Origin of the sequence: Amorphus sp. 3PC139-8, from assembly GCF_040750475.1 — a bacterium.
Taxonomy (GTDB): domain Bacteria; phylum Pseudomonadota; class Alphaproteobacteria; order Rhizobiales; family Amorphaceae; genus Amorphus.
Genome location: NZ_JABJVY010000009.1, coordinates 16627 through 43513, shown reverse-complemented (window position 1 = coordinate 43513; position 26887 = coordinate 16627). Strand labels below are relative to the sequence as shown.

Sequence of the window (26887 nt, the reverse complement as noted above, 5' to 3'; positions counted from 1 at the left end):
TCGGGATTGGTGCCTCTGGCACGCGCGCGTGGGTTCGGGCCGTTGCCGTCGTTTTTGGAGGAACGGGCCGGCGAAGCGGCGCTCCTCAAGGTGTTTCGCTCAGCCAGACTTCCGCTGGCGCTCGAGACCGAACTGGACATGCCGATCCCTTTGCGCGCGATGGTCGATCTATTCGCTCGCAGCCAGCGGGAGTTGGGATCGCGCACGCTGGGTCTCGAAATCGGGGAGCGGATGACGCACCTCGGCTACGGTGACTGGATGCGGTTCAGCCTCCGGGCGCCGAGCGTGAGGGACGGCATCGTCCGGCTTTGCGCGACGAGCTGGGCGCATCAGCGCGGGTTCGAGTTCGGCTTTGGGCGCTCCGGGCCGGTCTGGGTCTGGCGCGCCACGCCGCTCTTCAATGAGGGGAAACAGGCGCAATATATCGACCACCTGATTCCCCCGATGATGACGTTCGTCCAGCATTATCTCGGCAGAAGCTGGCGACCGGTTTGGGTCGAGGTGAATTATCCGCGCGATCCGGGGGCCGCCCAGGTGGAGGATCGGATCCAGGCGCCCATGCGCTTCGACGGGCAGGGGGTGGCACTCGCCATCCTCCCCGAAGACACCTTGCGCGCCTCGCCGATGCCTCTGAACGCCGGTGGGGGCAGCGTCGAACTCCGGGATCTTTTGTCCGAGACGGCCCTTCGCGAGGCTCCGGAATCGGTGCGCTCGGTCTCCGCGATCGTCGCGCTTCGCCTTCTCGACGGCGAGAGCGACCTCGACGGAGCGGCGCAACTGGCCGGGCTGAGCCTGCAGGGATTGCAGCGCCGGCTTCGGCAGGACGGTTATACCTATCGGGAGGTCCTCGACGCCGCACGTCGGGCGAGGGCGATGTCGCTTCTGCTCAAGACGCCGCTTTCCATCTCGGAGATTGCCATGGCCCTCGGCTACGAAGAGCACTCCAACTTCACGCGCGCCTTCAATCGATGGACGGGGCTCTCCCCCGCCCGATATCGGGAGCTGAGTAGGGTGGATCTCACTTAGGGTCCATGACCTGAAGCCGGTCAGCTTTTCACGGAATCGACGACGGGCTCTAACCCTTTATTTTGACGCATTTCCGGGCGGAGAACCGGTTCCCACTTCGCCCGGAAATGCTCTAACGCGGCCCCATCTGGTGCTTGAGGGCGTTCAAGGTCGGGTCGGTCGGGTTGGCCTGGAGCGCTTCGTCGAGCACGGTGCGAGCGTTCGTCGGGCCCTGAAGCGCGGCGGCGATCCGCGTCAGCATCACCCAAGCCTCCACGCGTTGCGGGTCCATATCGACCACCTCCCGGAACGCCGCCGTTGCGGCCGGCCAGTCGCGCCGGGTCAACGCTATACCGGCGAGTTGAAGGTGGGTTTCAGGATAGTCCAGACGACTTGCCATGGAGGTCTGCCAGTCGTCCATGGCGCGCCTGAGGTCGTCCGAGGCATCGCTCGCCAGCGCCTGCATCGGTACGTCGAGCATGGCGCGCGCCGCCGCAATACGCACGGTGCGCGCCGGGTCGGAAAGGAGGGGCACAAGCCGGTCGGCCCGCTCTTGCGGGGGGAGCAGTCGCTGTAGGTCAACCGCAGAGGCCCGCACCAGCGGATCCTCATCGGCGAGAAGCGGTGAAGCTTGGTCCGCAAGGGCCGGATTTCCGGACTGTCCCAAATAGGCAAGAGCCGTCGCGCGGACGATGCCCGCCGTTTTCGGATCGGCAGCGAGCGCGCTGAGATCGCTCGTCGTACCAGCGGGGTCCGAGCGGCTTTCCGCAAAGATCTCGCCGTAGTGCGGGCCGCGATGGTCGCTGTCGGGGTAGTGCTCGGCGATCACCGATGCCGCCCACGCGGGCGGGCGATCGCTGTGGCAGGTGGTGCAGGCGTCGGGCGAGCCGGTCTTTGCCGAGAGGTCGGGCCGCGGGATCCGGAACGAATGGTCCGCGCGCCAATCGTTGCCCATGTAGACGTGCTCGACCATGTGGCAATTCTTGCACGCTGCGCCACTGTTGCCGGGCTCATGGAAATGGTGGTCGGGACTGTCGTACTCGGCCTGCCGCAAGCTTGGGAAGGCCGGATTGCCGGCAGGGCTGTGGCACTGGGTGCAGACCGCGTTGCCCTCGGCCACCAGCTGCATCGTGTGAGGTTCGTGACAGTCGGTACAGCTCACGCCCTTTTCATACATCTTCGACTGCAGGAACGAGCCGTAGACATAGACCTCGTCCTGCACCTGCCCATCGGCATGGTAGAGGCCGGGCATGAGCAGGGAGAGATTGTAGGCGTCGTGGTAGGGCGTGCCGGGCGCCGGGCTGCCGGCTTGAAGCGGCTCCCGCCTGGAATGGCAGCCGGCACACTGCTGAATGGTCGTTTCAGGATCTGAGAAGTCGACGGCGAAGCCGGCGTTCGGCAGAGGGGCTGAGCCTTTCGCGTCCCACTCCTTTGCCGACGCGACATGGGCACTGCCGGGGCCGTGGCAGGCTTCGCAGCCCACCCCGATCTCCACTTCGGTGGAAGCGTAGCGCTTCGTCTGCGGGTCGTAGTTCTTTTCGTAGCCGGTGGAATGGCAGACCGCGCAGCGACCGTTCCAATTCTTGTAGGGACCGGTCCAGTGCAGCCCATCGTTTGGCGGCAGGTCCTGGTCGGGGTAGAGGTGGAACCAGCGCTGCTTCTTCGTGTCCCAGACCACGTCGAAGCTTTGCAGCCGGCCGGGCTCGGTCTCCAGCAAATATTGCTGCAGCGGTTCGATTCCCGCGACGGAGTGGACCGGATAGTCGCGCGTGGTTCCGTCTTTCTCGGTGACCGTGATCCGGTAGGTTCCGTCGCCATCGATGTGGAAGGCTGCCGTCATACCATCATGAGCGAAGGTCGTATCGTTGAAGTCGGCGACGATGTTCTCCGCAGTCGCTTCGGTCCACGCCTTGGCGTGATCGGAGGTCTGCCAACGCGCCGTCACATCCTGGTGGCAACCGGCGCAGGTGGCCGAGCCCACATAGTCCGGGCTTTGCAGGGGGGTGGCTTCCTCTCCGCGTACTGGGCTCGTGAGCGCCAATAGGGCGAGAAGCAGACCGACGACCGAACGGAACATGGACCCTCTATTTTTGGGCCGCTCCTCTGATCCAGTCGCCGCGCACGACGGATACGACCTCGCTTCGCCTCGCGAGAGGCAGGGCAGGCTGAGCAGGAAGAGGCGACATATTGTCTCCGCGCAGCCGGCCTCGGCCACCAACGCGACAGTGCATCCTACGCGAGCGACGCGTTGGCCCGCTTATCATAACATGGCAGTTCGCTGGATTATCCGTGGGCGGCGCAGGGCGAGATGGGAGCTGCGGATCTCGGATCTCCGCGCCGCGAAAATCGGCCGTGGAAAGCTGGTAGGCCTCGGAAAAGATTTGCCTTTCGCTCGCCGTATTCGGCGATACTCTTGTCCGCGATGATGAACGACGTCGGACAGATCAGCGCGGGTCCCGCAGATGTGATCGAAAGCCGCCGGCACGGGTCCGCCGCGACCGTGCCGCGTTTTGTCGTGTTCGCCGTCGGGTGTCTCGCCGCCTTCCTGGTCGCCGGCTTTTTGTGGTTCGCCGATCAGGTCGCTGCCGCCAAAGCGCCGCTCGATCCCCATGCCGACGGGATCGTTGTCCTGACCGGCGGGGCCATGCGCATCAACGGTGCCGTTGCGCTGTTGGAGGAGGGGCGGGCCCAGCGGCTTCTCATCACCGGGGTCAATCCGGAGACGACGGAAAGCCAGATCGCTTCGGCGATTTCCGCCGGGCGGGACATCTTCGATTGCTGCATCGATATCGACCGCAAGGCGCTCGACACCATCGAGAACGCACGCCAGACGCGCGAATGGGCCGCGGCGAACGACTTCAAACGCCTGATCGTCGTCACCAGCGCCTATCACATGCCGCGCACGCTTGCGGAGCTGAAGCGGGAAGTGCCGGACCGGGAGCTCGTTCCGTTTCCGGTGTTCCACGAGGAGCTGGAGCTGAACCACTGGTACCGCGACCGGGCGGCGCTGCACGTGGTGTTGCGCGAATATGTCAAATATGCGCTGGCGCGGCTTCGCCTCAGTCTGGAGGAAAACGAGCCGGGGCGCGAACTCGTGCGCATCGCTCAGCTCCGGCGTGATTTCTAAAGCGCTTTTCGAGAAAAAGGGCGCCGGTTTTCCCTCTCTCGGGGGATCGAGACTCCCGGGCTTCTCTTTTGGCGCTCGGTGCGGCATGTCTCGGGCGTCGTCGCTTTCGTCGGCCGGTCAAGATCCCTCCCTCAGCCGTGCGCCATGCTCTACGTCCGCTCGATCGTCTTTCTCATCGCTTTCTATCTGTTCCTCGCGGTGGTCTCGCTCCTCGCGTTGCCGTGCTTTGTGCTGCCGCACAAGGTGGGCGTCTGGCCGATGAAATTCTGGGCGCGGGGTGTGCTGGTTCTGCTGCGCTGGATCTGCGGGGTGAAGGTGGCTTTTCGAGGCCTGGAGCACCTGCCGCGCGATGGCGCGCTGATCGCGGCCAAGCACCAGGCGGCGTGGGAGACGTTCGCGCTCATGCCGATCCTGCCGGACCCGATCTATGTGCTGAAGCGCGAATTGTTCCTGCTGCCCTTTTTCGGCTGGTACGCGCGCAAGTTCGGCATGATCGGGATCGATCGCAGTTCGGGGGTGAAGGCGCTCAACGAGATCGCCGACAAGGCACGCGCGGCGATCGACAAGGGTCGCCAGGTGATCATCTTTCCTGAGGGCACCCGAACCCGGCCGGGCGCGCCGCCGGACTACAAGAACGGTACGGCCCATCTTTACCACCGCATGAAGCGATCCGTGGTGCCGGTCGCGCTGAATTCCGGCCTCTACTGGCCGCGCGATTCGCTGGTGCGTTATCCCGGAACGATCGTGGTGGAGTTCCTGCCGGAAATCCCGCCCGGCCTGCCGCTGAAAGTCTTTCGCGAACGCCTGAAGGACGAGATCGAGACCGCATCCGACCGGCTTTACCGGGAGGGGTTGGCGGAGCTGAAGCGGCCGCTGCCGGCCGGCGATAGGGTTCAAGCGGCCGAAGAAGAATGACCTGAGGTCAAGCCGACGTGGCGTCGGCTTTGACGCGCCCGCGTAAAGCGTCGGCGATCCAGTGCAGGTTGTCGTCGTGCACCCCGAGCTCTTCCAGGTGATCGGCGGTGGCCAGCACGTAATCGGGGTTCGGCCCCGATTGGCCCGAGGCCGTGCGGACGATCTCAAGCTGGCGCTCGCGGGGCAACGGCCCGGCATATTGGGCGTGGCTGCGGTCGACCACGTAGGTGAGGGCGGAGACCTCCCGATCGCTGCCGTCGGCGAGGGCGGCGCGCACGGTGCGCTCCAGGTAGACCATGGTCACCTGCTCGCGGGCGCGCAGGTAGTCGATGGTCGCCTCGCGCTCCTCCGCCGCGACCCGGAAGACGCGTCCGAGGCACGATCCGCCACGGTCGAGCCCCAGCACGAGGCCGGGCTCCGCCTCGGTTCCCCGGTGCACCCAGGAATAGACGCACAGGCGGCGATGTCGGCCCTTGATTCGCGCGGGCGCGGCTTCGAGAAAGGGAAAGCCGGGTCGCCACATCAGCGATCCGTACCCGAAAACCCACAAGTCATTGATCTCGGTCAATCGGTCGCACCTTTCTGGCCTCTCTCTCGCCGGGAGGAGCCCTAACATGTTTTGGTCTTTCCGGAACCGGCTCTGGCGAACCTCCGGGCGCCGATAGGAAAACAGAGAACCAAGCAGCACTGCCCCTGTCTCATGGGAGGGTGCGCGCAAACAGGGAGTGCCGTACGTGGCAACTGACGAGCAGACCGTTCAGCGCAAACCGTCCCGGATGCGGCGCCGGATGCTCATCATGCTCGCCGTGGTGTTGGTCATTGCGGTTGCCTGGTCGGTGTTCTGGTTCGTCGCGGCCGCCTATAGCGAGCGGCTCTATCTTCAAATCGTCGACCAGGGCATCGAACAGGACGTGGCGTTCGACTGTGTCGATCGGCGCATCGAAGGCTATCCCTTTCGCATCGAGCTGCGCTGTGGCGAGGGGACCAGCCTGACCACGCCGGATGCCACGATCGAGCTCGGCGGATTGACCGCCGTCGCGCTGATCTACGATCCCTGGCACGCCATCACCGAACTGAGCGCGCCGGCGGTGGTGAGCGAAGGGCCGTTCGACCCCACCACGATTACCTGGTCGCTCGCCCACGCGAGCGTGGCGATCTCGGACGGGGCGCTGGAGCGGCTGTCCATCTCCATCGAGCAGCCGCGCGCCGAGCCGTCGGAGCTGCCGCCCTTGGTGGCGGATCTGGCCGAGATCCATCTGCGCTCAGACCCCAACAGCAACGAGGCGGTGAATGTCGCGGTCCGGCTGGATGGATTGGAGCCGATCGCCGCCGCGCCCAAGGCGGACCTGATGCTCGTCGCCACCGTCGACGGCGCGCGCTCCTTGATGTCGGGAGACACCGCGTCGGCGGTCCGCCGTCTTCTGACCAGCGAAGGCGTGCCGATCAAACTGACGCGAGTGTCGGTCAAGGCCGGACAGGCTGCGGTGTCGGCGGCGGGAAATCTGGTCGTGCGGCCGAACGGAATGCTCGACGGCCAGTTGAACGTCGCCGTCAGCGGCGATGGCGCGAGCCTACCCTATCTGGACGAGCTTGCCCCGAGCCAGGCCGACACCCTGCGCAATATCGTGACGACCGTGCTGTCCTTCGGTCAGGCGACCCAAATCGATGGCGAAGCGGCGCGCGCCTTTCCGCTGAAGATCTCGAGCGGGCGAGTTTCCGCCGGGATCATTCCGCTCGGCAAGCTCCCACCGCTGCCGATCGGCTTGCTTGCCGTGGGCGGCTAACTGGAAAGAGATGGGGGCGGAGAAGGAGAAACCGCTCTCCGCCCGCAACCGGATCTAGTTGGAGCCGGAACCCGGCCCTCGACGACCAAAGTCGGGAGCAGCGATTTCCTGGCCGGCATCGATGATGTTGCGACGGATCGCCCGGGTCCGGGTGAAGGTCTCATAGAGCATGTCACCGTCGCCCCAGCGGATCGCCCGCTGGAGTGCCGCCAAGTCCTCCGAGAAGCGGCCGAGGGCCTCGATCACCGCATCGCGATTGTGCAGGAACACGTCGCGCCACATGGTCGGGTCGGAGGCCGCCAGGCGGGTGAAGTCGCGAAAACCGCCGGCGGAGAACTTGATCACCTCCGACTGGGTGACCTCCTCCAGATCGTCGGCGGTGCCCACGATATTGTACGCGATCAGGTGCGGCAGGTGGCTCGTGATCGCGAGCACCAGGTCGTGATGCTCCGCCGTCATGGTCTCGATGTCGGCGCCGAGCCCGCGCCAGAGCTCCGCTACCCGGTCGAGCGCGCGAAGGTCCGTTTCCCGGGTGGGCGTGAGGATGCACCACCGGTTTTCGAACAGATCCGCAAAGCCCGCCGACGGACCGGAATTTTCCGTGCCCGCGATCGGATGAGCCGGCACCAGCCGCGCCGGATAGGGCAGCAGCGGCTGCATCTGCCGGATCACGCTGGCCTTCACCGAACCGGTGTCGGAGACGAGCGTATCGGGTAGCAGAACCGGCGCGATTTCCTGCGCGACATTGCCCGCCGCCCCGACCGGGACGCAGGAGACCACGATGTCGGCGCCCGTCGCCGCTTCCGAGGCATGCTCGCTGTAGAAGTCGCCGAGCCCGAGCTCGGCCGCCTCGGAAAGGGCGGCCGGGTTGCGGTCCGCAATCGCGATTTCCTGCGCGAGCCTTTCTGCGCGCACTTTGCGCGCGATGGAGGAGCCGATCAGACCGATGCCGATGATCGTCAGTCGACGAAACAGCGGTTCATCCATGGGGGGCCTGTCCTCCGCGCTCCGCCATGAAGCGGGCAAGCGCGTCCACCGTGGCCTTGTTGGCCTCTTCCGATCCCACCGACATGCGCAGCGCATTCGGTAGCCCGTAGGGCTCCAGCCGGCGCAGCACGATCCCCTCGTCGAGCAGATATTGGTCGGCCGCTTCCGCCGAGACACCCGGACGATCGGGGAAGTTGAGGAGCAGGAAGTTGGCCACGCTCGGGGTGACGTCGATCCCGAGGTCGGTGAAGGCCGCCGTCAGCCACGGTAGCCAGGTCGCGTTGTGGTCGATGGACGCTTCGATGAAGGCGCGATCGCGGATCGATGCCGCCGCGGCGGCGAGCCCCGGCGCGTTGACGTTGAACGGTCCGCGAATGCGATTGAGCGCATCGATCACGTGATCCGGCCCGTAGAGCCAGCCCACGCGCAGGGCGGCAAGGCCGTGCACCTTGGAGAAGGTGCGTGTCATCACGACGTTCTGCGATCCGCCGACGAGCTCGATCCCCGCTTCGTAGTCGTTGCGGCGGACATATTCGGCATAGGCCGCGTCCAGCACCAGGAGCACGTGCGGCGGCAGGCCGGCGTGCAGGCGGCGCACTTCGGACTGGGGCAGGTAGGTGCCGGTCGGGTTGTTCGGGTTGGCCAGGAATACGACCTTGGTGCGCTCGGTGACGGCGGCCAGGATGGCGTCCACATCGGCGGTCTTATTGGTCTCCGCGATTACCACGGGCACGCCGCCGGCGGCCAATGTGACGATCCGGTACACCAGGAAACCGTGTTCGGTGAAGATCGCCTCGTCGCCGGGATCGATATAGGCGTGGGCGATCATGCCGAGCAGGTCGTCGGAGCCATTGCCGCATAGGATCTGGGCGGGATTGATTCCGATGGAGTCGCCGATCGCCTCGCGCAGCGCGGTCGCCGCCCCGTCGGGATAGAGTTCGAGCGAGGCGCCCACCGCCTGATAGGCTTCGATCGCCTTCGGGCTCGGGCCCAGCGGCGTCTCGTTGGACGAGAGCTTATGATAGGCGCGGACGCGGCTTCCCTTGGACTTGCCCGGAACGTATGGGGCAATCGTCATGACGCCGGACCGGGCGGCGGGACGGGAGGCCTGGGTGTCGTTGCTCATATCACTCACTCCTTGCAGACCGCTGGCGGATTGCCGACGGCCGACATCAAATCCGGGTCGTAGCGCCCCGCGTGCGCAATCGATACGGGGCCGTCCGCCGGTCCCCATGCTGCGGCGAGCGCATCGGGCGAAAGGGGCGAGACGGCGAGGATCGCCGAACCCGCTGGGTTCGTCCGGCGGGCGATCGGCTCAACGTCTTCCGGCAGCAGAGCATCGCCGTCGAAGATCAGGCGATAGACATTGACGGCTTCGGGGCCGGGACCGACCAGCGCGCCACCGAGAAGCAGGATGTCGCCGAGTGGCTCATCGTTTGCGCCAAACCGGCCGATGACGTGCACGCCGTCTTCCGACAGTGCGGACCACCAGTCGCCGGGTGCCGAAACTGGCACCAGCGCGAGATCGCCGGGCGCGGCTTCGAGGGCGGCGATGGCCGCGGCGCCATCGGCGCTGTCAATCAGGCCGACCTCGAAGCCGAACCAGAACCGGGCGAGATCGCGCAGCGCACCGTCCGGTGCGGCAAGCCCGACGGCGTGAACATCGAACGGCCGCTGCAGGTGGCAGGCCGCGGCGATCACCGCGCGCCAGATGTGCGCGACCAGAGAGGCGGGAAGCGGGCCCTCGTGCGCTTCGAGGCGCCGCATGAGCACGCGCACCTCCCGTCCTGGATGAATGATCGTGGCGCCCGCCGTCGGGCCTTTGGCCCGCGCGATCTCGGAGACCGTGCGCGCGCGCTCCATCAAGAGGGCGTGGATCTCTTGATCGAGCGTGTCGATCCGGCTCCGGAGAGCGTCAAGCGTCGCCGGGGGCGGGGCCGACGACCCTCGGGAAACGGTCTTGGACATGAAGGGCACCATTGGCCACCGGCAGCGAACGGGCCGGCACGCGAGCCGACACCCTTAGAAGAGCAGCGCGGCAAAATCAAAGAAAACATTGACACCCATCGGTGCCGGTTCCTAGCTACGCGCCTTGGTCCGGCTTTCGGATTTCGACGGCTGCGCGAGTGCCCGCGACGCGTTCGCACGCCCCCGTCTTGTTCGAAAACCGGCTTGAAACCGTTGACTTGCCGGTGCCCGCAACGATTTCGACACTCGTGCAGAACCTGCTGAGAGGTCTGGCGAGCTTTGGAATCGGGACGTCGGCGCGGTACGCTGAAACGTGTCCGGAACCTCGATGACCCAACTTCCCGACCATGACGACGCCGTGGCCCAGGCGCGGCTCAGAGAGGTCGATTCTCCTTCGAGCCTGGTGGAACGCTTCGGCCCGGACGAGCCGCTCGCGCTCGATTCCGGCCGTGCGCTTGCGCCCTGGCAGATCGCCTACACGACCCACGGCACGCTGAACGCCGATCGCTCCAACGCGATCCTGGTGTGCCATGCGCTGACCGGCGACCAGTATGTCGCCTCCACCCATCCGATCACCGGGAAGCCGGGCTGGTGGAGCCTGATGGTCGGGCCGGGCCGCCCCATCGACACCGATCGCTTCTTCGTGATTTGCGCCAACGTGGTTGGCGGCTGCGCAGGTACGACCGGTCCCGCCTCACTGGATCCGAACGAGGGCGGCCGCTACGGTCTGAAGCTTCCGATCGTGACGATCGCCGATATCGTCCGGGCTCAGGCCATGCTGGTCGATCGCCTTGGGATCGACACGCTGTTCGCCGTCGCCGGCGGATCGATGGGCGGCATGCAGGTGTTGGAGTGGGCGGCAAGCTATCCCGACCGGGTGTTCGCGGCGCTTCCGATCGCCGGCGGCGCGCGCCACTCTTCCCAGAACATTGCCTTCCATGAGGTCGGTCGCCAGGCGATCATGGCCGATCCGAACTGGCGCGGCGGGCGCTATCTGGAAGAGGGCGTGATCCCCAAAAAGGGGCTCTCGGTCGCTCGCATGGCGGCCCACATCACCTACGTTTCGGAGGAAGCGCTGCATCGCAAGTTCGGCCGCGCGCTTCAGGACCGCGAGCAGGTGACCTTCGGCTTCGACGCCGACTTCCAGATCGAGAGCTATCTGCGCCACCAAGGCTCGACCTTCGTCGACCGGTTCGACGCGAACTCCTATCTCTACGTCACCCGGGCGATGGACTATTTCGACCTCGCCATCGACCATGGCGGCGTTCTCGCCAACGCCTTCCGGGGCTCGCCGACGCGCTTCTGCGTGATTTCGTTCACCAGCGACTGGCTGTTTCCGACCAAGGAGAGCCGGGCCGTGGTGCATGCGCTCAACGCCGCCGGCGCCAACGTCTCGTTCGTGGAGATCGAGAGCGATCGCGGTCACGATTCCTTCCTGCTCAATGAGCCGGAGCTGTTCCGCGTCACCCGCGGCTTTTTGACCGGAGCCGCCCACGTTCGCGGGATCGAGCCACCCGCGCCGGATCCCAACGCATGAGTGACATTTCTCCCAATCGCAGCCGGTTCGACCTCGATGTGGTGGCGAGCCTGGTGGAGCCGGGTTCGCGCGTGCTCGACGTGGGCTGCGGCGATGGCGCCTTGTTGGAGCTCCTGGCGAGCCGCAAGTCCGCCGATGCGCGCGGTATCGAGCTCTCCCAGGCTGGAGTGAACGAGTGCGTGGCACGCGGGCTGTCGGTGATCCAGGGCGACGCCGATGCCGATCTCTCCGGCTATCTGGACGATTCTTTCGACTATGTGATCCTGAGCCAGACCCTGCAGGCCACCCGCGACCCGAAAACGGTGCTCCAGAACCTGCTGCGGATCGGCCGCTACGCGATCGTCTCGTTTCCGAATTTCGGGCATTGGCGGATGCGGCTGCAGCTTCTGTTCCAGGGGCGCATGCCGGTGACGCCGCATTTGCCGGAGCCCTGGTACGCCACGGCGAACATCCATTTCTGCACGATCCGCGACTTCATGCTGCTGTGCGCCGAGCTCGATGCCACGGTGATGGAGGCGATCGCGCTCAACGCCACCGGCGGACGGATGCCGATCAATGCGCCGTGGTGGTTCTGGAACCTGTTCGGCGAGCAGGCGGTGTTCCTCCTGCGGCGCTGACCGACATGGCTTGCGCGTCCAGGCGTCGCTGGATCAGTACGATCGGACGCGCGCCCCGACGGCGCCGCTCGGCCTGGGCGCGGGGTTGAGCGTCGGCACGAACGCGGGCACCCGGCGCTTTCGCCCGCCGATCGGCTGCACCATGCGCTTTTCCGCCTCCACGATGACGACGCCCGCCGCGCCGGTCCACAGACGCCGGCCGGCCCTGTCCCAGCCGCGGGCCGAGCCGAGCACGAATCGGGTGGTCGACGGCGGCACGAACAGCGCGCTTTCGATGTGGGACGGGGTGAACGACAGCTCCTCCATCAGCCGGGCGATCTGTCCGCGACTGTAGGGACGGCCGACGCCGAACGGGGTCGTCTCCACCCTCGCCCAAAGGCCGGTCCGGTTGGAGACCACCACCATCACGCGCCCGCCCGGCGCAAGCACCCGCCAGACCTCGCGCAGCACCGCCTGGGGCGACCGGCTGCCTTCGAGCGCATGCACCAGAAGCACGCGCGTCACCGACGCATCGGGGAGCGGGAGACAGTCGTCCTGGACGAGACAGGTCGCGACGCGGCCTTCCATCGGCCAGGCGACCACACCCTGCTGCGCCGGCATAAAGCCCATCACCCGCTCGGCCTCCGGCTGGAAGAGCCGCAGGAACGGGGTGGCGTGGCCGAGCCCGACCACCTGCTCGCCGGTGACGTTGGGCCAGATCTCGCGGATGCGCGCGGACAAGAGCTGGCGCACGATGCGCCCGCGCGGCGAAAGATAGAAATTGCGGATCTCGATGGCGTCGAGATGCATTGTCGAAACGCTCCGTCGCTCCGGCGCCACTGTGGCGTGGGACAGGTCGGGATGATAGGACAATTCCGCAACAGGACTTTGGGGAGGCCGCTATGGCAACCGCCGACATTCGGCTCGTTCCGTGCCGCTCGGACAACTACGCCGTGCTCGTTCACGATTCCGAGACCGGCACCACCCTTTTGGTCGATGCGCCCGAAGTGGCCCCGATCGCCGCCGTGCTCGACGAGACCGGTTGGTCGCTCGATCACATTCTGATCACCCATCACCATCCCGATCATGTCGCCGGTATCGGCGAACTCAAGGCGCGCAACGGCGCCGTCGTGACCGGGCCCAAGCAGGAGGCGAGCCGCATCGATGGGCTCGACGAGCTCTTGGACGACGGCGCATCGGCGACGATGGGGCCGTGGGCGGTGCGCGCGATTGCGACTCCGGGTCACACGGCGGGGCCGCTGTCCTACTGGTTCCCCGATCTCGGCATAGCATTTACCGGCGACACCCTGTTCGCCATGGGCTGCGGTCGGCTGTTTGAGGGGGACGCGGCAACCATGTGGGCGTCCTTGAAGACGCTGCGCCAGGTGCTTCCCGACGACACGCGAATCTATTGCGGCCATGAGTACACCTTGAAGAACGCCGAGTTCTCCATCGGGGTGGATCCGGAAAACGAGGTGCTGAAGGCGCGGGTCGCGGACGTGAAAGCCAAGCGTGCCCGCGGCGAGCCGACGGTACCCTCCACCATGGCGGAGGAAAAGGCGACCAATCCGTTCCTGCGGGCCGACGATCCGGCGCTCGCAGCCGCGATCGGGCTCGAGGGGGCCGCGCCCGAAGAGGTGTTTGCCGAGCTGCGCGCTCGTCGCGACGTGGCCTGAACCTGGGCCTGCCGGCGCGAGTCATCTCGAACGCTGCCAAAACCACACGGGAGTGAGATCGGAATGGAGCAGACCACCGCAGCCGCGATCATTCGCGAACTCGGACTGATGCCGCATCCGGAAGGCGGGCACTTCCGCGAGACCTTCCGCGATCCGCATCCCGACGGTGGCCGCGACCATTCCACTGCGATCTATTTTCTGCTCGCCGCCGGCGAGGTGTCTCACTGGCACAAGGTGGACGCCGTCGAGGTTTGGCACTGGTATGCCGGTGCCCCGCTGACCCTCTCGATCTCGCCCAACGGGCACGACGCAGAGAATTATCGTCTCGGCCCGAACCTGTTGGCGGGCGAGCGGCCTCAGGCCATCGTGCCTGCCCATGCCTGGCAGGCGGCGGAAAGCCTCGGAGCGTGGACGCTAATCGGTTGCACCGTCTCTCCGGGCTTCGTGTTCGAGGGGTTCGAGCTCGCGCCGCCGGATTGGCGGCCGGGTCTCCGGTCCGGTTAAGGCCAATTCAGCCGTCTTTTTCCTGCTCGCAGTCTAGCGAATCGGGTCGGCGACACCGATCTAGGAGGACAGCGTCGGACGTCTGCTTTCCGTGCAGGCGGCCGCGCCTCCCGCCCTGATCCGTGTCGTCCCTGGACCCCTGAATGATCGCTCTTGAGATTCTCGTCGGCGTGGTTGGACTTCTTGCCGGCGGGGAGATCCTCGTGCGTGGCGCATCGAAGCTCGCGGTGCGGCTTGGGATGTCACCCCTGGTGGTCGGGGTGACGGTGGTCGGGTTCGGAACGTCGGTGCCGGAACTGGTTACGTGTCTGGAAGCGGCGTGGCGCGGCGCTCCTGGGATTGCGATCGGCAATATCGTCGGCTCCAACATCGCCAACATCATGCTCATTCTGGGCGTGGCGGCCTTGATGCGGCCGTTCGCGGTCTCGCGCCAGGCAGTGGTCCGTGACGGCGGCCTTGTAATCGCGACGAGCCTCGCCTTCACCTTCGCCGCGCTTACCGGCATGCTGGAGCGCTGGATGGGCGCGGTCTTCGTGGCCGGGCTGTGTGCCTATCTGGTCTGGCTTTACTTCAGCGAAAAGCAGCCCTCCGGGGAGAAGATCCCGGTCGAGGGCGAGCCGGTTCCCACCCCGTCGGAACTGACGGGCTCCTGGCTTCTCGATCTCGTTCTGGTTGTCGGCGGTTGTGCGCTGGTCGTGCTCGGGGCGAATTTCCTGGTGGATGGTGCCGTCGAGCTCGCCCGGATGTTCCACGTTTCCGAGGACGTGATCGGCCTGTCGCTGGTGGCGGTGGGCACTTCGCTGCCGGAACTCGCGACCTCGATCGTCGCCGCTGTCCGCAAGCAATCGGAAATCGCGCTCGGCAACGTGCTCGGCTCGAACGTCTACAACGTCTTGGGCATTGGCGGTATCACGGCATTGGTGCATCCGATTCCGGTCTCGGCCTCGATGCTCGCCTTCGACTTCCCGGTGATGGTGGGCGTGTCGGTCGCCATGGTGCTGATGGTGCGCAGCGGCGCCCGGCTGTCGCGGGTCGAAGGCGGCGTGCTGTTGGCCGCCTATGCCGGCTATATCGGCCTTCTTTATTATGGCGTTGGCGCTGCGTAGCCATAGGGTCGGTTGCTTCGCCTTCCGCGGAATTGCAGGGCCTGTCTGTCTCCTATTTTTGACGCAAATCCTGACGGAAAACTGGTTCCCACATTTCCTGGGTTTGCTCTACAACGGCCAGAATACTAGGATTGCGGGTACTCCTACCGCGACGATCAGAATTTCCAGCGGCAGTCCCATCCGCCAGTAGTCGCCGAAGCGATAGCCGCCGGGGCCGAGCACCAGCGTGTTGTTCTTGTGGCCGATCGGGGTGAGGAAGGCGCAGGACGCCGCCACGGCCACCGCCATCAGGAACGGATCGGGCGAGACGCCGAGTTTGGAGGCGATCTCGTAGCCTGTCGGCGCGGCGACGACGGCAGTCGCGGTGTTGTTCAAGACGTCCGACAGCGTCATCGTCACGATCATGACGACCGCCAGGATTGCCGCTGCGGGAAGCCCTTCGGTCGCAGACACGATCCAGGAGGCGATGAGCGCGGTCCCGCCGGCCTCCTCCAGTGCACCGCCGAGCGGGATCATCGAGCCCAACAGCACGACGACCGGCCATTCGATGTGGTCGTAGACTTCGCGGATCGGCACGATGTCGAGAGCGACATAGAGCGCGGCCACCGCGGCGAGCGCGATTGCGAGCTCGATGACGCCGAAGCTCGCCACCCCGACGGCAATCGCGAACAAGCCGGCGGCGAGCCAGGTGCGGTGACCTTGGGTGACGGTGAGGCCCCGAGCGGCAAGCGGCAGCGCGCCCAGCCACGCAACCACGTCGTCCATGCGTTCCGCCGGACCGTAGAGCAGCAGAATATCGCCGGCACGCAAGGTGAGGCCGGGCACGCGGCCGTAGATCCGCTTGCCCTGGCGCGAGACGCCCAACAGGCTCACGCCGTGGTAATGCAGCAGGCCGATCTGGCCGACCGAGCGTCCGTCGGCACGGCCTTCCCGGGTGACGACGGCTTCCGTAAGCGACATGTCGCTGCCGCCCAAATCCTCGATCACGTTACTGCCGACCACGGAGAGCTCATGCTCGCTGCGGATGCGGTCGAGGGACTCCGGCGCGCCCTCCACGACCAGGAGGTCGCCTTCCCGGATCACCGCCGCCTCCGCGCGGCCGGGCAGATGCTTGCCGTCGCGCACCAGCCCGAGGATCGCCACGTCGCCTTCGCGCGCCTCGCGGCCGACCTCGGCGACCTGGCGGCCGATCGATTTGGATTTTTCCGGAACTTCCAGTTCGCCGACATAGTCGTTGATCGCCGACAGCGGGTCGGAGCTTGCGCCTTCCCGGCGTGGGATCAGCCGCCATCCCACGAACGCGATGAAGACGAGTCCGGCGCTTGCGCAAACAAGCCCTACGGGTGTGAAATCGAACATGGAGAAGGGGGCGCCGGCGACGCTCGCCCGATATTGGGCGACGATGATGTTCGGCGGCGTTCCGATCATGGTCACCATGCCGCCGAGGATGGTAGCGAAGGCGAGAGCCATCAGGGTGTCGCTGGCCGACCGGCCTGCGCGCTTCGCCGCCTCGATGTCCACGGGCATCAGGAGGGCAAGCGCGGCGACATTGTTGATGAAAGCGGAGAGCACCGCTCCGATGCCGCCGATGACCGTCACATGGCGCGGAACGTTGTCACCGGTCTTCCGCACGGCACGCGCGATCACCGCGACGGCGCCGGCATTGACCAGGCCGCGGGAAACCACCAGCACCAGCGCCACGATGAGGGTCGCCGGATGTCCGAACCCGGTGAAAGCAAGATCGTAAGGGACGGCGCCGATGATCACACCGACGACCAGCGCGGCGAAGGCGACGAGATCGTAGCGGAACCGCCCCCAGATCAGGAGGGCGAACACGACGCCGAACAGCGCAAACAGCGCGCCCTGCTGGTAGGTCATGTTCTGCGCCTTTCTGAATTTATTTCATTTTTGGTTAATTTTGAACAATGACTCGGCGCGCAGACCTATTTTTCGCTCAGATAGCGTGTGGCATAAAATAAATCATAGTCGACCTTGTAAGCCTCCCTAATTCTAAGCTCTATTTCTTGATTTAACTCAGATTTTTTTGGGATTATTGGTTGAAAATTATTTTTAATGAATGATTTTATAATGTTTTTTGATTTAGTATTATTGTATTGTCTAACATTTTTTCTTTCGTACTCTGAAGAATTCAGTGTTCCTCCTGTGATGTTCGATAACCTTGCGCGAATTGGCTCCATTCCATCCTCTAGATAAAATATTTCACACTTTTCGGGTATGAAATAGCTTGCGGGTAGGAAATGATTATCAAATCGGTATAAAAAATAATCGCCTGACTTTTCGAGCTTATTGAGGAATTTCGGAAGGCTCTCATACCAGGCGATTCTTCGGTCTAATCTGTTGTGGTTGAATGCACTAATGAATCTATCTACAGGGTCTCTGATGACGGTAAAGGTGTAGTCAAATATATCAATATCAATTATTCGGGTAAGATCTTTCGTGGTTATATGCTGAGGAGAGGATCTGCTCCATTTTCTTTCTTCAGACCACCAGCTTTTGTCGTAAAAATTCAGATTATGTCCGGCGGAGCGAATGGCAGATTCGATGGTGGTTCCTCCGCATTTTGGTACGTGGGCAAAATATATTAACTTACTTCCAATTTTTACGAACGGCATTCTCTAATTTCTCTTAAGGAAGGATTTATAGGAAAAGATAGTGCTAATAAAAATATTGTTATCGGAGCCAGCTTGCTGGACGCCTGCAATCCATAGCCTCGCTCACCCGTATTTGCCGTGGCAGTGCTTGAACTTCTTGCCGGAGCCGCAGGGGCAGGGCTCGTTGCGGCCGACTTTGCCCCAGCTGCGCGGATCGCCCGGGTTGCGGGCCTCCGGGGTGGCCTCGGCTGAGGCCGGGCGCCGTGCAGCGGCCGGAGCCGCGGCGCCATTGCCGCCGGCATAGGCGAGCTCAGCATCCGCCAGCTCCATCTCGTCTTCCCCGGTCGTGGGGTCGGCGTGATGGGCGTGCATTTCCGGCAGGTCGGCGTCGGTGGGCGTCGGCGGGGCCTGCTGCAGCTCGATGCGGGCGAGTTGAGCCGTCGTCATCTCGCGCAGGCTCTGGAGCATCGCCTCGAACAGTGAGAACGCCTCGGTCTTGTACTCGTTCAGCGGGTCGCGCTGGGCGTAGCCGCGGAAGCCGATCACGGAGCGCAGATGGTCGAGCGTCGCCAGATGCTCCCGCCAGAGATGATCGAGCGTCTGCAGGATCACCGACTTCTCGACCTGACGCCAGATGTTGGCGCCGTATTTGGCGACCTTGCGGGCGGCAGCCTCATCGGCGGCGGCGAGCAGGCGCTCCTTCACCTCCTGGTCGGCGATGCCCTCTTCCTTGGCCCACTCGTCGACGGGCAGGTCGAGGTTCAGGACGTTCAGGACGGCCTCTTTCAGGCCGGCGCTGTCCCACTGCTCCGGATAGGCTTTTTCCGGAATGTGCTTGGCGACCAGCTGCTCGACCACGTCGAAGCGCATGTCGGAGACCGTCTCCTGAACGGTCTCGCCGGCCATCAGCTCCAGGCGCTGCTCGAACACGACCTTGCGCTGGTCGTTCATGACGTCGTCGTATTTGAGGACGTTCTTGCGCTGGTCGAAGTTGCGCGCCTCGACCTTGGACTGGGCCTTTTCCAGCGCCTTGTTGATCCAGGGATGGACGATCGCCTCGCCTTCCTGCAGGCCGAGGCGGGTCAGCATGCCCTCCATCCGGTCCGACCCGAAGATCCGCATCAGATCGTCCTGCAGCGACAGATAGAAGCGGGAATGACCCGGGTCGCCCTGACGGCCGGAGCGGCCGCGCAGCTGGTTGTCGATGCGCCGGCTCTCGTGGCGCTCGGTACCGACCACGTAGAGACCGCCGGCGGCGAGCGCGCGCTCCTTCAGGGTCGCGATATCGGCCCGGATCTGCGCCTCGCGCTCCTCGCGCTCCGGCCCTTCCGGCATGTCGGCGAGCTCCTGGGCGATCCTGAGATCGGCGTTGCCGCCGAGCTGGATGTCGGTGCCGCGGCCGGCCATGTTGGTCGCGATCGTCACCGCGCCGGGGATACCGGCCTGGGCGATGATGTGGGCTTCCTGCTCGTGGTAGCGGGCGTTCAGGACCTGGAACACCTTGGCGTTTTTGCCGCGCTCGGGATCGTAAAGGGCGGAGAAGTCCTTCTGGCGATAGCCGGCCTTCTTCAGCTTGTCGGCCAGGATTTCCGACTTCTCGATCGACGTGGTGCCGACCAGGATCGGCTGGTTCCGCTCGTGGCAGTCGTTCACCAGCGCGATGATCGCCTGATATTTCTCGTCCGCCGTGCGGTAGACCTCGTCGTCGTCGTCGATGCGGGCGACCGGCACGTTGGTCGGGATCTCGGCGACTTCCAGCCCGTAGATGTCGAGGAACTCTTCCGCCTCGGTCGACGCCGTGCCGGTCATGCCGGCGAGCTTGTCGTACATGCGGAAATAGTTCTGGAAGGTGATCGACGCGATCGTCTGGTTTTCCGGCTGGATCGGCACCTGCTCCTTGGCCTCCAGCGCTTGATGCAGTCCGTCGCCGTAGCGCCGGCCCGGCATCATGCGGCCGGTGAACTCGTCGATGATGATCACCTCGTCCGACTTCACGATGTAGTCGCGGTCGCGCTGGAACAGCTTGTGGGCGCGCAGAGCCTGCTGCAGATGGTGAACGACCGAGACATTCTCCACGTCGTAGAGCGAATCGCCCTTCAAAAGCCCGGCCTGGCCGAGGAGCTGCTCCAGCTTCTCGTTGCCCGCTTCGGTGAAGGTCGCCGAGCGCAGCTTCTCGTCGAGCTCGTAGTCCTCCTCGGAGATCTGCGGAATGAAGGTGTCGATCGAGTTGTAGAATTCAGACCGGTCCTCTAGCGGACCGGAGATGATCAGCGGCGTGCGCGCCTCGTCGATCAGGATCGAATCGACCTCGTCCACGATCGCGAAGGCATGGCCGCGCTGGGTCATGGTCGAAATGTCGTACTTCAGATTGTCGCGCAGATAATCGAAGCCGAATTCGTTGTTGGTGCCGTAGGTGATGTCGCAGGCATAGGCGGCCCGGCGTTCGGCATCGTCGAGGCCGTGCACGATCTTGCCGACCGAGAGGCCGAGGAAGCGATAGACCTGGCCCATCCAGTCGGCGTCGCGCGAAGCCAGATAGTCGTTCACGGTGACGACGTGGACGCCCTTGCCGGTGAGGGCGTTCAGGTAGACCGGCAGCGTGGCCACCAGGGTCTTGCCTTCGCCGGTCTTCATTTCGGCGATGTTGCCGTCGTGCAGCACCATGCCGCCGATGAGCTGAACATCGAAATGCCGCTGGCCGAGCACGCGCCGCGCCGCTTCGCGGACGGTGGCGAATGCTGGAACCAGGAGATCATCGACCGATGTGCCGGCCTCGATCTTGCTGCGGAATTCTTCGGTCTTCGCCTTCAGCGCCGCGTCGTCGAGCGCTTTCAGTTCGTCTTCGAGGGCGCCGATCGCCTGGACCTGGCCGCTATAGCCCTTGAGCTTGCGGTCGTTCGCGGTGCCGAAGATCTTGCGGGTGAGTCCGCCGAGCCCGATCATGGCCGCTCTAACCTCCGAGGGGTCTTCTGATAACTGTGCCGGTCGGGTGCCCCACCGGTAGACCCGGGCTCGATCTCTGAGACCGATCTCGAAAAGGACGACCGATCAAAGAAAGGGTCCCGCCGGACGGGGCGGACCGGGCGCGACAGCGCGCGGATCCGAGGCGGCAGCCGAGACATAAGAGGGCCCCTGGTGGTTGTCAACGTGACCGCTTTCCGACAGTGTGCGCCCCGCTTCGGGTGGCACCATCCGAGAATGGAAAGGCAGATCCATGCAGCAATGCTCTCTCATGCGCGCGCTCGCGCTGGCCGCGGCGCTCGCCCTTCCGGCGGCAAGCCCCAGCCTGGCCCAGGACGACGCCGTCGCGAAGGTCGGTGACACCGTCATCACGCAGGCCGACATCGACCGCGCCGGCGAGATGCTCGGCGACCGCCTCGCCCAGGTGCCGCAGAGCCAGCGCAAGCAGGTTCTGATTCAGGCGCTGATCGACCTGCAGGTGGTGGCGAATGCGGCGCGTGAGGCCGGTCTCGATCAGACCGAAGCCTACAAGACGGAGCTCGCCTTCCTCGAGGCTCAGGCGCTGCGCGATGCCTATTTCGAACAGAAGATCGACGCGGCGATCACCGATGCCGACGTCCGCGCGCGCTACGACGAGGAAGTCGGCAAGCTGGAGCCTCAGGAAGAGATCCACGCTCGTCACATCCTGGTCGAAAGTGAGGACGAGGCGAAGGAGCTGATCAAGGAGCTTGACAACGGCGCCGACTTCCAGGAGCTCGCGAAAGAGCATTCGACCGGCCCGTCCGCGCCCAAGGGTGGCGATCTCGGCTATTTCTCCGAAGGCCAGATGGTGCCTGAATTCGAAGAGGCCGCATTCGCCCTGGAGCCGGGCTCCTACACCGAAGATCCGGTCAAGACCCAGTTCGGCTATCATGTGATCGAGGTGGAAGACCGCCGCCAGCAGGAGCCGCCGGCCTATGAGGAGGTTGCTCCCCAGCTCCGCCAGGCGATGGTGCGCGAGCGGCTGACGGAAGAGCTCGAGGCGCTCAAGGCCGACACTCAGATCGAAATGCTGGGCGAGGATGCGGCTGCGGAAGCGCCTGCGTCAGACACGTCCGCCGATGCGCCGGCGTCCGGCGCCGATCAGCAGTAGCGACGGAGAGGCGGATGAGCGACGCCGTTTCGCCGTTCGCACCGGCGACCTATCCCGCGATGCCCGCGATCGCGGGCGTACGCATGGCGACGGCGGAGGCCGGCATCAAATATGCCGGCCGCACCGACGTTCTCCTGATGGCCTTTGATGAGGGGACGGCGGTCGCCGGTGTCCTCACGCGGTCCCGCTGCCCGTCGGCCGCTGTCGATTGGTGCCGTGCCCAGCTTCCTGGCGCGCGCGCGCGCGCGCTTCTGGTCAATTCCGGCAACGCCAATGCGTTCACCGGCAAGAAGGGCGAGCACGCCGTTTCCATCTCCGCCGACCTGGTCTCCCAGGCGCTCGGCGTGCCGACCGGATCGGTCTTCCTCGCCTCCACGGGCGTGATCGGCGAGCCGCTCGATCCTTCCAAGTTCGAAGCGGTGCTGGGCGGCTGTGTGGAGCGGTTCACCGGCGACGCCTGGCTGGATGCCGGTCGTGCCATTATGACCACCGACACCTATCCGAAGGTCGCCACTCGCAGGGTGGAGATCGGCGGCGTCTCGGTGACCATCAACGGCATTGCCAAAGGGGCCGGCATGATCGCCCCGGACATGGCGACCATGCTTTCCTTCATCGCGACGGATGCGGCGATCGCGCCGCAGGTGCTGGAACGGATGTTGAAGGAGGGCGTGAACCACAGCTTCAACGCCATCACCATCGATTCCGATACTTCCACCTCCGACACGGTGCTCCTGTTTGCGACCGGCAAGGCCGGCAATCCGCCGATCGAGGCGGATGCGAGCGAGGACGCCAAGCACTTTCGGACCGTCCTGGACGAGCTGCTGCTCGATCTGGCCCATCAGGTGGTCAAGGACGGGGAAGGCGCGCGCAAGTTCGTCTCCATCACCGTCGAGGGGGCGGAATCCGATGGCTCGGCCCGCGTGATCGCTCGCTCCATTGCCGACTCTCCGCTGGTCAAGACGGCGATCGCCGGAGAGGACGCCAACTGGGGCCGCATCGTGATGGCGGTCGGCAAGGCCGGCGAGCCGGCGGAGCGCGACCGGCTGGCGATCTGGTTCGGCGATGTGCGCGTGGCCGTCGAGGGCGAACGCGATCCGGACTATTCCGAAGCGGCGGCCTCTGCCGTGATGAAAGAGCCGGAAATCGCGGTCCGTGTGGATCTCGGCCTTGGGCGTGGGAAAGCGACGGTGTGGACTTGCGATCTCACCAAGGAATATGTCGCCATCAATGGCGATTACCGGAGCTAGAGCGGGATGAGGAAAAGTGGGCACCGGTTTTCCGCCCGCATCCCGCTCCCGCTTAAAGAGCGATCAACTTGTCCCTTCGGATCGGGTCCGAAGGGGTTGATCTTGAGCGGGATGAGGAAAAGTGGGCACCGGTTTTCCGCCCGCATCCCGCTCCCGCTTAAAGAGCGATCAACTTGTCCCTTCGGATCGGGTCCGAAGGGGTTGATCTTGAGCGGGATGAGGAAAAGTGGGCACCGGTTTTCCGCCCGCATCCCGCTTCGGAGAAAAATGCGGTGCCGATGAACTTGGATGGCGCCGCTGATCCGGTTCGCCTGGTGCTCGTCGTCGCCTGTGCGCTCGTCGATGTCGACGGGCGCATCCTGATCGCTCAGCGTCCGGAGGGCAAAGCGCTCGCCGGCCTCTGGGAGTTTCCCGGCGGCAAGGTCGAGGCGGGAGAGCGTCCGGAAGAGACGCTGGTGCGCGAGCTTGCCGAGGAACTTGGCATTACCGTGCGCCAGCCCTGCCTGGCTCCGCTCACCTTTGCCAGCCACGCTTATGACGACTTCCATCTCTTGATGCCGCTCTATGTGTGCCGGCGCTGGGAAGGTGTGCCCCAGAGCATGGAGGGCCAGCCCTTGCGGTGGGTACGCCCCAAGGCCCTGCGCGACGTGGCGATGCCGCCGGCGGACGAGCCGCTGGTCTCTCACCTGATCGATCTTCTGGGGTGATCCGCGCCGCCGCTCGGCCGGCGGGTCTGGAGCGAGCGCCGGATTTGTCGCTAGAGCGGGATGAGGAAAAGTGGGCACCGGTTTTCCGCCCGCATCCCGCTCTCGCATAAAGAGCGATCAACTCGTCCCTTCGGACAAGAGCCCGAAGGGGTTGATCTTGAGCGGGATGAGGAAAAGTGGGCACCGGTTTTCCGCCCGCGGCCCGCTCTAAAGACTTGAGGCATTTCGAATTTGCGCCAAAACCGAGCGGTGTTCGCTTCGAAAATGGACAAAAGGCCTGTCCGGAGTGATCTCGATCACCTCCGGACAGGTTTTCCTGTCCATCTGAAGCGGGTCGTGACGGCGGTCACTTAGGCGCGCGCAGGCCGCCCCCATTCTGTGTGCGGGTGTGGGGACGCCTGGTCTTCTACGCACTAGATAGCAAGCCGGAGAGCACGGACCGCCAAGCCGCCACTGCCTCCGGATAGTAGGTCGACCTGTACCAGTCAGAGGCCCGGTTAGCTATTTCGTCATACGTACCTGTGGAGAGCGCACTTGCGACCGTCGCTGGGAGGTCGGCAATGCTGGCCTCTAGGTACATCTCCCGCGGAAACGCTTCGGCCATGCCGTAACACGGCTCTGTCGCGACCACCGATCCGGACGAAATCGCTCCTACAATCCTAGGGGTCTCGAGATGGTTCGAGCGATGGGCATGAACGTTGAGCGTCAAGCGCGAGCGCCGCGTTACATCCTCGAGAGTCACGCCGCTCCTTGGCGACATTTGCACCCCCATGTTGCCCAGACGAGATAGCACTCGCTCTCGTCTGGGGCTGCGCGAGCCGACGAAACACACATCGAACTCAGGTGGGAATGTCTCGATGGTGTCCACAGCAATGGGCAGCGCTGAGACGTTCCGGCGCAACTTCCTAGCTAAGGATGCAGCTTGGTGCGGCAGGTAATCCAAGAGCATGTCATAGCTTGCCATTTTCCGGATGTATGCGCGCCGTTTCGCAGCAATCACTCTAGCTCCGGACAAACTGTAGTCCCACGGAGCGCCAGCGAAACTCACCACCGAAAGGTTTAGGAAGAGGTACCTCCGCCCTGGCAGCCGCTGAGGCGGCCCGAATGGGTCTCCCACTACAATGACAGCTGACCCGACATCGCTCTGCATCTGGTCTATCTGCTCCAGCTCCTGTATCGATGCTGCATCGCCTACCAACTCGACGGCCTGCCGCTCTATGAACTTCAGCGCGTTGCGCACAAAGGGCAGGCTCTTTTTGTGAGCGACCAGCCTGATATCTCGAGCCACTGTGCACTCCCCCTCTCGTTCAATTCGCACGATATACGCAATATTGCTCGCAGGGCAAAGTTCAGGCCACAACGTCTAGGTCATCTGGTCGGGTTCGATCGCGACCAGGCCTTGGCCTTCCGCGAGCGCCACCATCTGCACCTGAGCCGAGTACGCGTTGATGTCGGGATAGGTCACCATGTCGCTGACAATCGACAGCATGGCTGCGGAAGCTTCCGACGCCGTAGGGTTGTCCCAGGTCGCCTCCGCTGGCCGCCCGAACTCATCGAGATACTCGGTCGGCATCACGCCACTCAGCATCGTTGCCATGAGGGCCTGTTGCTCCGCCGAGATGGAGCCCCAGTGACTGGCGTAGTGGGTCGCGACAGTCGGGGCGACCGCCAAGGCATATGGCGTGCTGATGTTGTTCGGCCCTAGGCCAACATTCTCCAGGGCGGCGTTCGCCGTGTCACGGTTGGCGGCGGACACAAACATGATGAGTGCATTCGGCATCAGATGGTAACTCCCCATTTCTCGGCCAGGTAGGCATAGATTTTGGCGCGGTAGGCGGCTGCTACGTCTTCGCGGCAGTAGATTTCCTCGGCGATATTGGCGGCAATGCCAGTCAAAAAGCTGGCCCGATAGCCGAAGTCCATCGTTGTCGCGGCAGAGGCATGCACCAATCCGCGCGCTTCTACGATCCCGTAGTTGGTGCCGATCATGGCAGTGTAAACGTCGCCCCGCGTGGCGAGCGGCACGCCGTTGTTGTTTCGGTAAATGGAGCCCGACGAGTAGCCGACGATTGACGCGCTCCCGTCACCGGAATTTCCCACATGAGTTACGAGACTCCTGGCGTTGTTCCACGCAACCCGTCCCGTCCGCACGTTCACCACCCAAAAGTGGGTCATCGCAATGGACGGAGGTATAGGCAAGGGGCCGTACATATAGTCGTCCGTCCCGTCGTGGTTGAGGGTCGGCGTGGGCAGCGAGGTAGTGTCATACGCAGGCCGGAAGCCAGACGTTGCTTGCGTTCGATGGTTGCCGGGGATGGACGCGACGCTGCCATACAACGCGGTCATCTCGGCCGTGCTGCGACCCGCGTACAGCCGTTTGTCGAGATACAGCCCCACCGTATGCCCCGCAGCCGTCACCGGGACCGTGCCGGATGTGTCGCGCCAAAGGGTCGATATGTCCGATGGGTCGTACCACCCGCCGGGATCGGAAGGACCAAAGAGCGCGCCAGGCGTGAACGGGGCCACGCCCTGGCCGTGGGCGGGGGATCGCTCACCGCCAACGCCGCGCCCGCGTTCAGCGGCGCCGCCAGCCTGGAAAGCTCGGCGGAGAGCCGGATCGTCCAGGTCAAGAAGAAGCATCGCGGTCATGGCCATGGTCATGGCAAGTACCCTGGCCGCCACCGCCATGGCCCGGGCTACTACGGTTTCGGCCCCGGCTATGTCGGCTTCTACCCGCCGCGTCGCTGCCGGGTCGAGCGGGTCAAGGTCTACGATCCGTACATCGGCCGCCGGGTCTGGACCAAGCGGCGCGTCTGCTTCCGCCCTTATTAAGATGCAACGAGACATTGCTATCGTGACGCCCCTCGGAGACGCAGTCCTGGGGGGCGTTGTCTTTGTCGGGACTGTCGCGCTAGCGGCTGTTCCGGACTCCGGACAGGGCCGGGCCGTCCGGCCAGAAGGGTCGGCGCGAGAGAAGGTCGGTCAATGCGGCGAAACACTCGCAAATATGACAGATGGCGTCT

Annotated in this window: 24 protein-coding genes; 12 read left to right on the top strand and 12 right to left on the bottom strand. The window is 64.6% G+C overall.

Annotated features, from left to right (window positions below; genetic code table 11):
• Window positions 1-9 precede the first annotated feature (9 nt).
• Entirely contained in the window at window positions 10-1026 is a 1017-nt protein-coding gene (locus HNS03_RS10465) for a helix-turn-helix domain-containing protein (RefSeq protein ID WP_367195137.1), read from the top strand.
• A gap of 112 nt (window positions 1027-1138) precedes the next feature.
• On the opposite strand, the gene HNS03_RS10460 is transcribed toward HNS03_RS10465, so the two are convergent.
• Window positions 1139-3082, bottom strand: coding sequence for a multiheme c-type cytochrome (locus tag HNS03_RS10460; RefSeq protein ID WP_367195136.1), 1944 nt, complete (start codon window positions 3080-3082; stop codon window positions 1139-1141).
• Between the two features lie 345 nt (window positions 3083-3427).
• On the opposite strand from HNS03_RS10460, the gene HNS03_RS10455 reads away from it, so the two are divergent.
• Entirely contained in the window at window positions 3428-4132 is a 705-nt protein-coding gene (locus tag HNS03_RS10455) for a YdcF family protein (RefSeq protein ID WP_367195134.1), read from the top strand.
• 144 nt (window positions 4133-4276) lie between these two features.
• Complete coding sequence (locus HNS03_RS10450) at window positions 4277-5047, top strand: lysophospholipid acyltransferase family protein (protein ID WP_367195132.1); 771 nt, start codon at window positions 4277-4279, stop codon at window positions 5045-5047.
• 7 nt (window positions 5048-5054) lie between these two features.
• Here the strand turns inward: HNS03_RS10450 and HNS03_RS10445 are convergent, their stop codons facing one another.
• Window positions 5055-5606 carry a gamma-glutamylcyclotransferase gene (locus tag HNS03_RS10445; RefSeq protein WP_367195315.1) on the bottom strand — a complete coding sequence of 184 codons (552 nt, stop codon included), beginning with the start codon at window positions 5604-5606 and terminating at the stop codon, window positions 5055-5057.
• A gap of 175 nt (window positions 5607-5781) precedes the next feature.
• On the opposite strand from HNS03_RS10445, the gene HNS03_RS10440 reads away from it, so the two are divergent.
• The gene (locus tag HNS03_RS10440; RefSeq protein WP_367195131.1) at window positions 5782-6831 is read left to right on the top strand and encodes a DUF2125 domain-containing protein; all 1050 of its coding nucleotides are present in this window, start codon (window positions 5782-5784) and stop codon (window positions 6829-6831) included.
• Between the two features lie 54 nt (window positions 6832-6885).
• Here the strand turns inward: HNS03_RS10440 and HNS03_RS10435 are convergent, their stop codons facing one another.
• From HNS03_RS10435 to HNS03_RS10425, 3 genes are read right to left on the bottom strand one after another with little or no spacing between them, the layout of a single operon-like run.
• Window positions 6886-7818: a prephenate/arogenate dehydrogenase family protein gene (locus HNS03_RS10435; RefSeq protein ID WP_367195129.1), complete on the bottom strand. Its 933-nt coding sequence runs from the start codon at window positions 7816-7818 to the stop codon at window positions 6886-6888.
• Window positions 7811-8944, bottom strand: coding sequence for a histidinol-phosphate transaminase (gene hisC, locus HNS03_RS10430; protein ID WP_367195127.1), 1134 nt, complete (start codon window positions 8942-8944; stop codon window positions 7811-7813). The genes HNS03_RS10435 and hisC overlap by 8 nt, the downstream gene beginning before the upstream one ends.
• A 5-nt stretch (window positions 8945-8949) precedes the next feature.
• On the bottom strand, window positions 8950-9786 hold the full coding sequence (locus tag HNS03_RS10425) for a chorismate mutase (protein ID WP_367195125.1): 837 nt from the start codon (window positions 9784-9786) through the stop codon (window positions 8950-8952).
• Between the two features lie 328 nt (window positions 9787-10114).
• Between HNS03_RS10425 and HNS03_RS10420 the strand changes: the two genes are divergently transcribed.
• Window positions 10115-11323 carry a homoserine O-acetyltransferase gene (locus tag HNS03_RS10420; RefSeq protein WP_367195123.1) on the top strand — a complete coding sequence of 403 codons (1209 nt, stop codon included), beginning with the start codon at window positions 10115-10117 and terminating at the stop codon, window positions 11321-11323.
• Window positions 11320-11940, top strand: a complete 621-nt coding sequence (gene metW, locus HNS03_RS10415) for a methionine biosynthesis protein MetW (RefSeq protein ID WP_367195122.1) — start codon at window positions 11320-11322, stop codon at window positions 11938-11940. Before HNS03_RS10420 ends, metW begins: the two co-directional genes overlap by 4 nt.
• A gap of 33 nt (window positions 11941-11973) precedes the next feature.
• On the opposite strand, the gene HNS03_RS10410 is transcribed toward metW, so the two are convergent.
• A complete protein-coding gene (locus HNS03_RS10410; RefSeq protein WP_367195120.1) occupies window positions 11974-12729 on the bottom strand; it encodes a class I SAM-dependent methyltransferase in 756 nt (251 codons plus the stop codon).
• Between the two features lie 92 nt (window positions 12730-12821).
• On the opposite strand from HNS03_RS10410, the gene gloB reads away from it, so the two are divergent.
• The 3 genes from gloB (at window position 12822) to HNS03_RS10395 (ending at window position 15205) form a co-directional block, all read left to right on the top strand.
• A complete protein-coding gene (gene gloB / locus HNS03_RS10405; RefSeq protein ID WP_367195119.1) occupies window positions 12822-13595 on the top strand; it encodes a hydroxyacylglutathione hydrolase in 774 nt (257 codons plus the stop codon).
• A 63-nt stretch (window positions 13596-13658) separates the two neighbouring features.
• A complete protein-coding gene (locus tag HNS03_RS10400) occupies window positions 13659-14099 on the top strand; it encodes a cupin domain-containing protein (protein WP_367195117.1) in 441 nt (146 codons plus the stop codon).
• 143 nt (window positions 14100-14242) lie between these two features.
• A complete protein-coding gene (locus tag HNS03_RS10395) occupies window positions 14243-15205 on the top strand; it encodes a calcium/sodium antiporter (protein ID WP_367195116.1) in 963 nt (320 codons plus the stop codon).
• A 108-nt stretch (window positions 15206-15313) separates the two neighbouring features.
• On the opposite strand, the gene HNS03_RS10390 is transcribed toward HNS03_RS10395, so the two are convergent.
• The 3 genes from HNS03_RS10390 to secA form a co-directional block, all read right to left on the bottom strand.
• Complete coding sequence (locus HNS03_RS10390) at window positions 15314-17083, bottom strand: SLC13 family permease (RefSeq protein ID WP_367195114.1); 1770 nt, start codon at window positions 17081-17083, stop codon at window positions 15314-15316.
• Window positions 17084-17148: 65 nt separating this feature from the next.
• Window positions 17149-17838, bottom strand: a complete 690-nt coding sequence (locus HNS03_RS10385) for a sulfotransferase family 2 domain-containing protein (protein ID WP_367195112.1) — start codon at window positions 17836-17838, stop codon at window positions 17149-17151.
• Window positions 17839-17940: 102 nt separating this feature from the next.
• Window positions 17941-20760, bottom strand: coding sequence for a preprotein translocase subunit SecA (gene secA, locus HNS03_RS10380; RefSeq protein WP_367195111.1), 2820 nt, complete (start codon window positions 20758-20760; stop codon window positions 17941-17943).
• A 271-nt stretch (window positions 20761-21031) separates the two neighbouring features.
• Here secA and HNS03_RS10375 point away from each other — a divergent pair, with 271 nt between their 5' ends.
• The 3 genes from HNS03_RS10375 (at window position 21032) to HNS03_RS10365 (ending at window position 23864) form a co-directional block, all read left to right on the top strand.
• Complete coding sequence (locus HNS03_RS10375) at window positions 21032-21910, top strand: peptidylprolyl isomerase (protein WP_367195110.1); 879 nt, start codon at window positions 21032-21034, stop codon at window positions 21908-21910.
• Window positions 21911-21924: 14 nt separating this feature from the next.
• On the top strand, window positions 21925-23157 hold the full coding sequence (argJ, locus tag HNS03_RS10370) for a bifunctional glutamate N-acetyltransferase/amino-acid acetyltransferase ArgJ (protein ID WP_367195108.1): 1233 nt from the start codon (window positions 21925-21927) through the stop codon (window positions 23155-23157).
• A gap of 278 nt (window positions 23158-23435) precedes the next feature.
• The gene (locus HNS03_RS10365) at window positions 23436-23864 is read left to right on the top strand and encodes a (deoxy)nucleoside triphosphate pyrophosphohydrolase (protein WP_367195314.1); all 429 of its coding nucleotides are present in this window, start codon (window positions 23436-23438) and stop codon (window positions 23862-23864) included.
• Window positions 23865-24270: 406 nt separating this feature from the next.
• Here the strand turns inward: HNS03_RS10365 and HNS03_RS10360 are convergent, their stop codons facing one another.
• The 3 genes from HNS03_RS10360 to HNS03_RS10350 all read right to left on the bottom strand — a co-directional run bounded on the left by HNS03_RS10360 (window position 24271) and on the right by HNS03_RS10350 (window position 26525).
• Window positions 24271-25152 (bottom strand): hypothetical protein, encoded by an 882-nt coding sequence (locus HNS03_RS10360; protein WP_367195107.1) that lies wholly within the window; start codon window positions 25150-25152, stop codon window positions 24271-24273.
• Window positions 25153-25227: 75 nt separating this feature from the next.
• Entirely contained in the window at window positions 25228-25644 is a 417-nt protein-coding gene (locus tag HNS03_RS10355) for a hypothetical protein (protein WP_367195105.1), read from the bottom strand.
• The gene (locus tag HNS03_RS10350; protein ID WP_367195103.1) at window positions 25644-26525 is read right to left on the bottom strand and encodes a hypothetical protein; all 882 of its coding nucleotides are present in this window, start codon (window positions 26523-26525) and stop codon (window positions 25644-25646) included. Before HNS03_RS10350 ends, HNS03_RS10355 begins: the two co-directional genes overlap by 1 nt.
• Window positions 26526-26887: the final 362 nt, after the last annotated feature.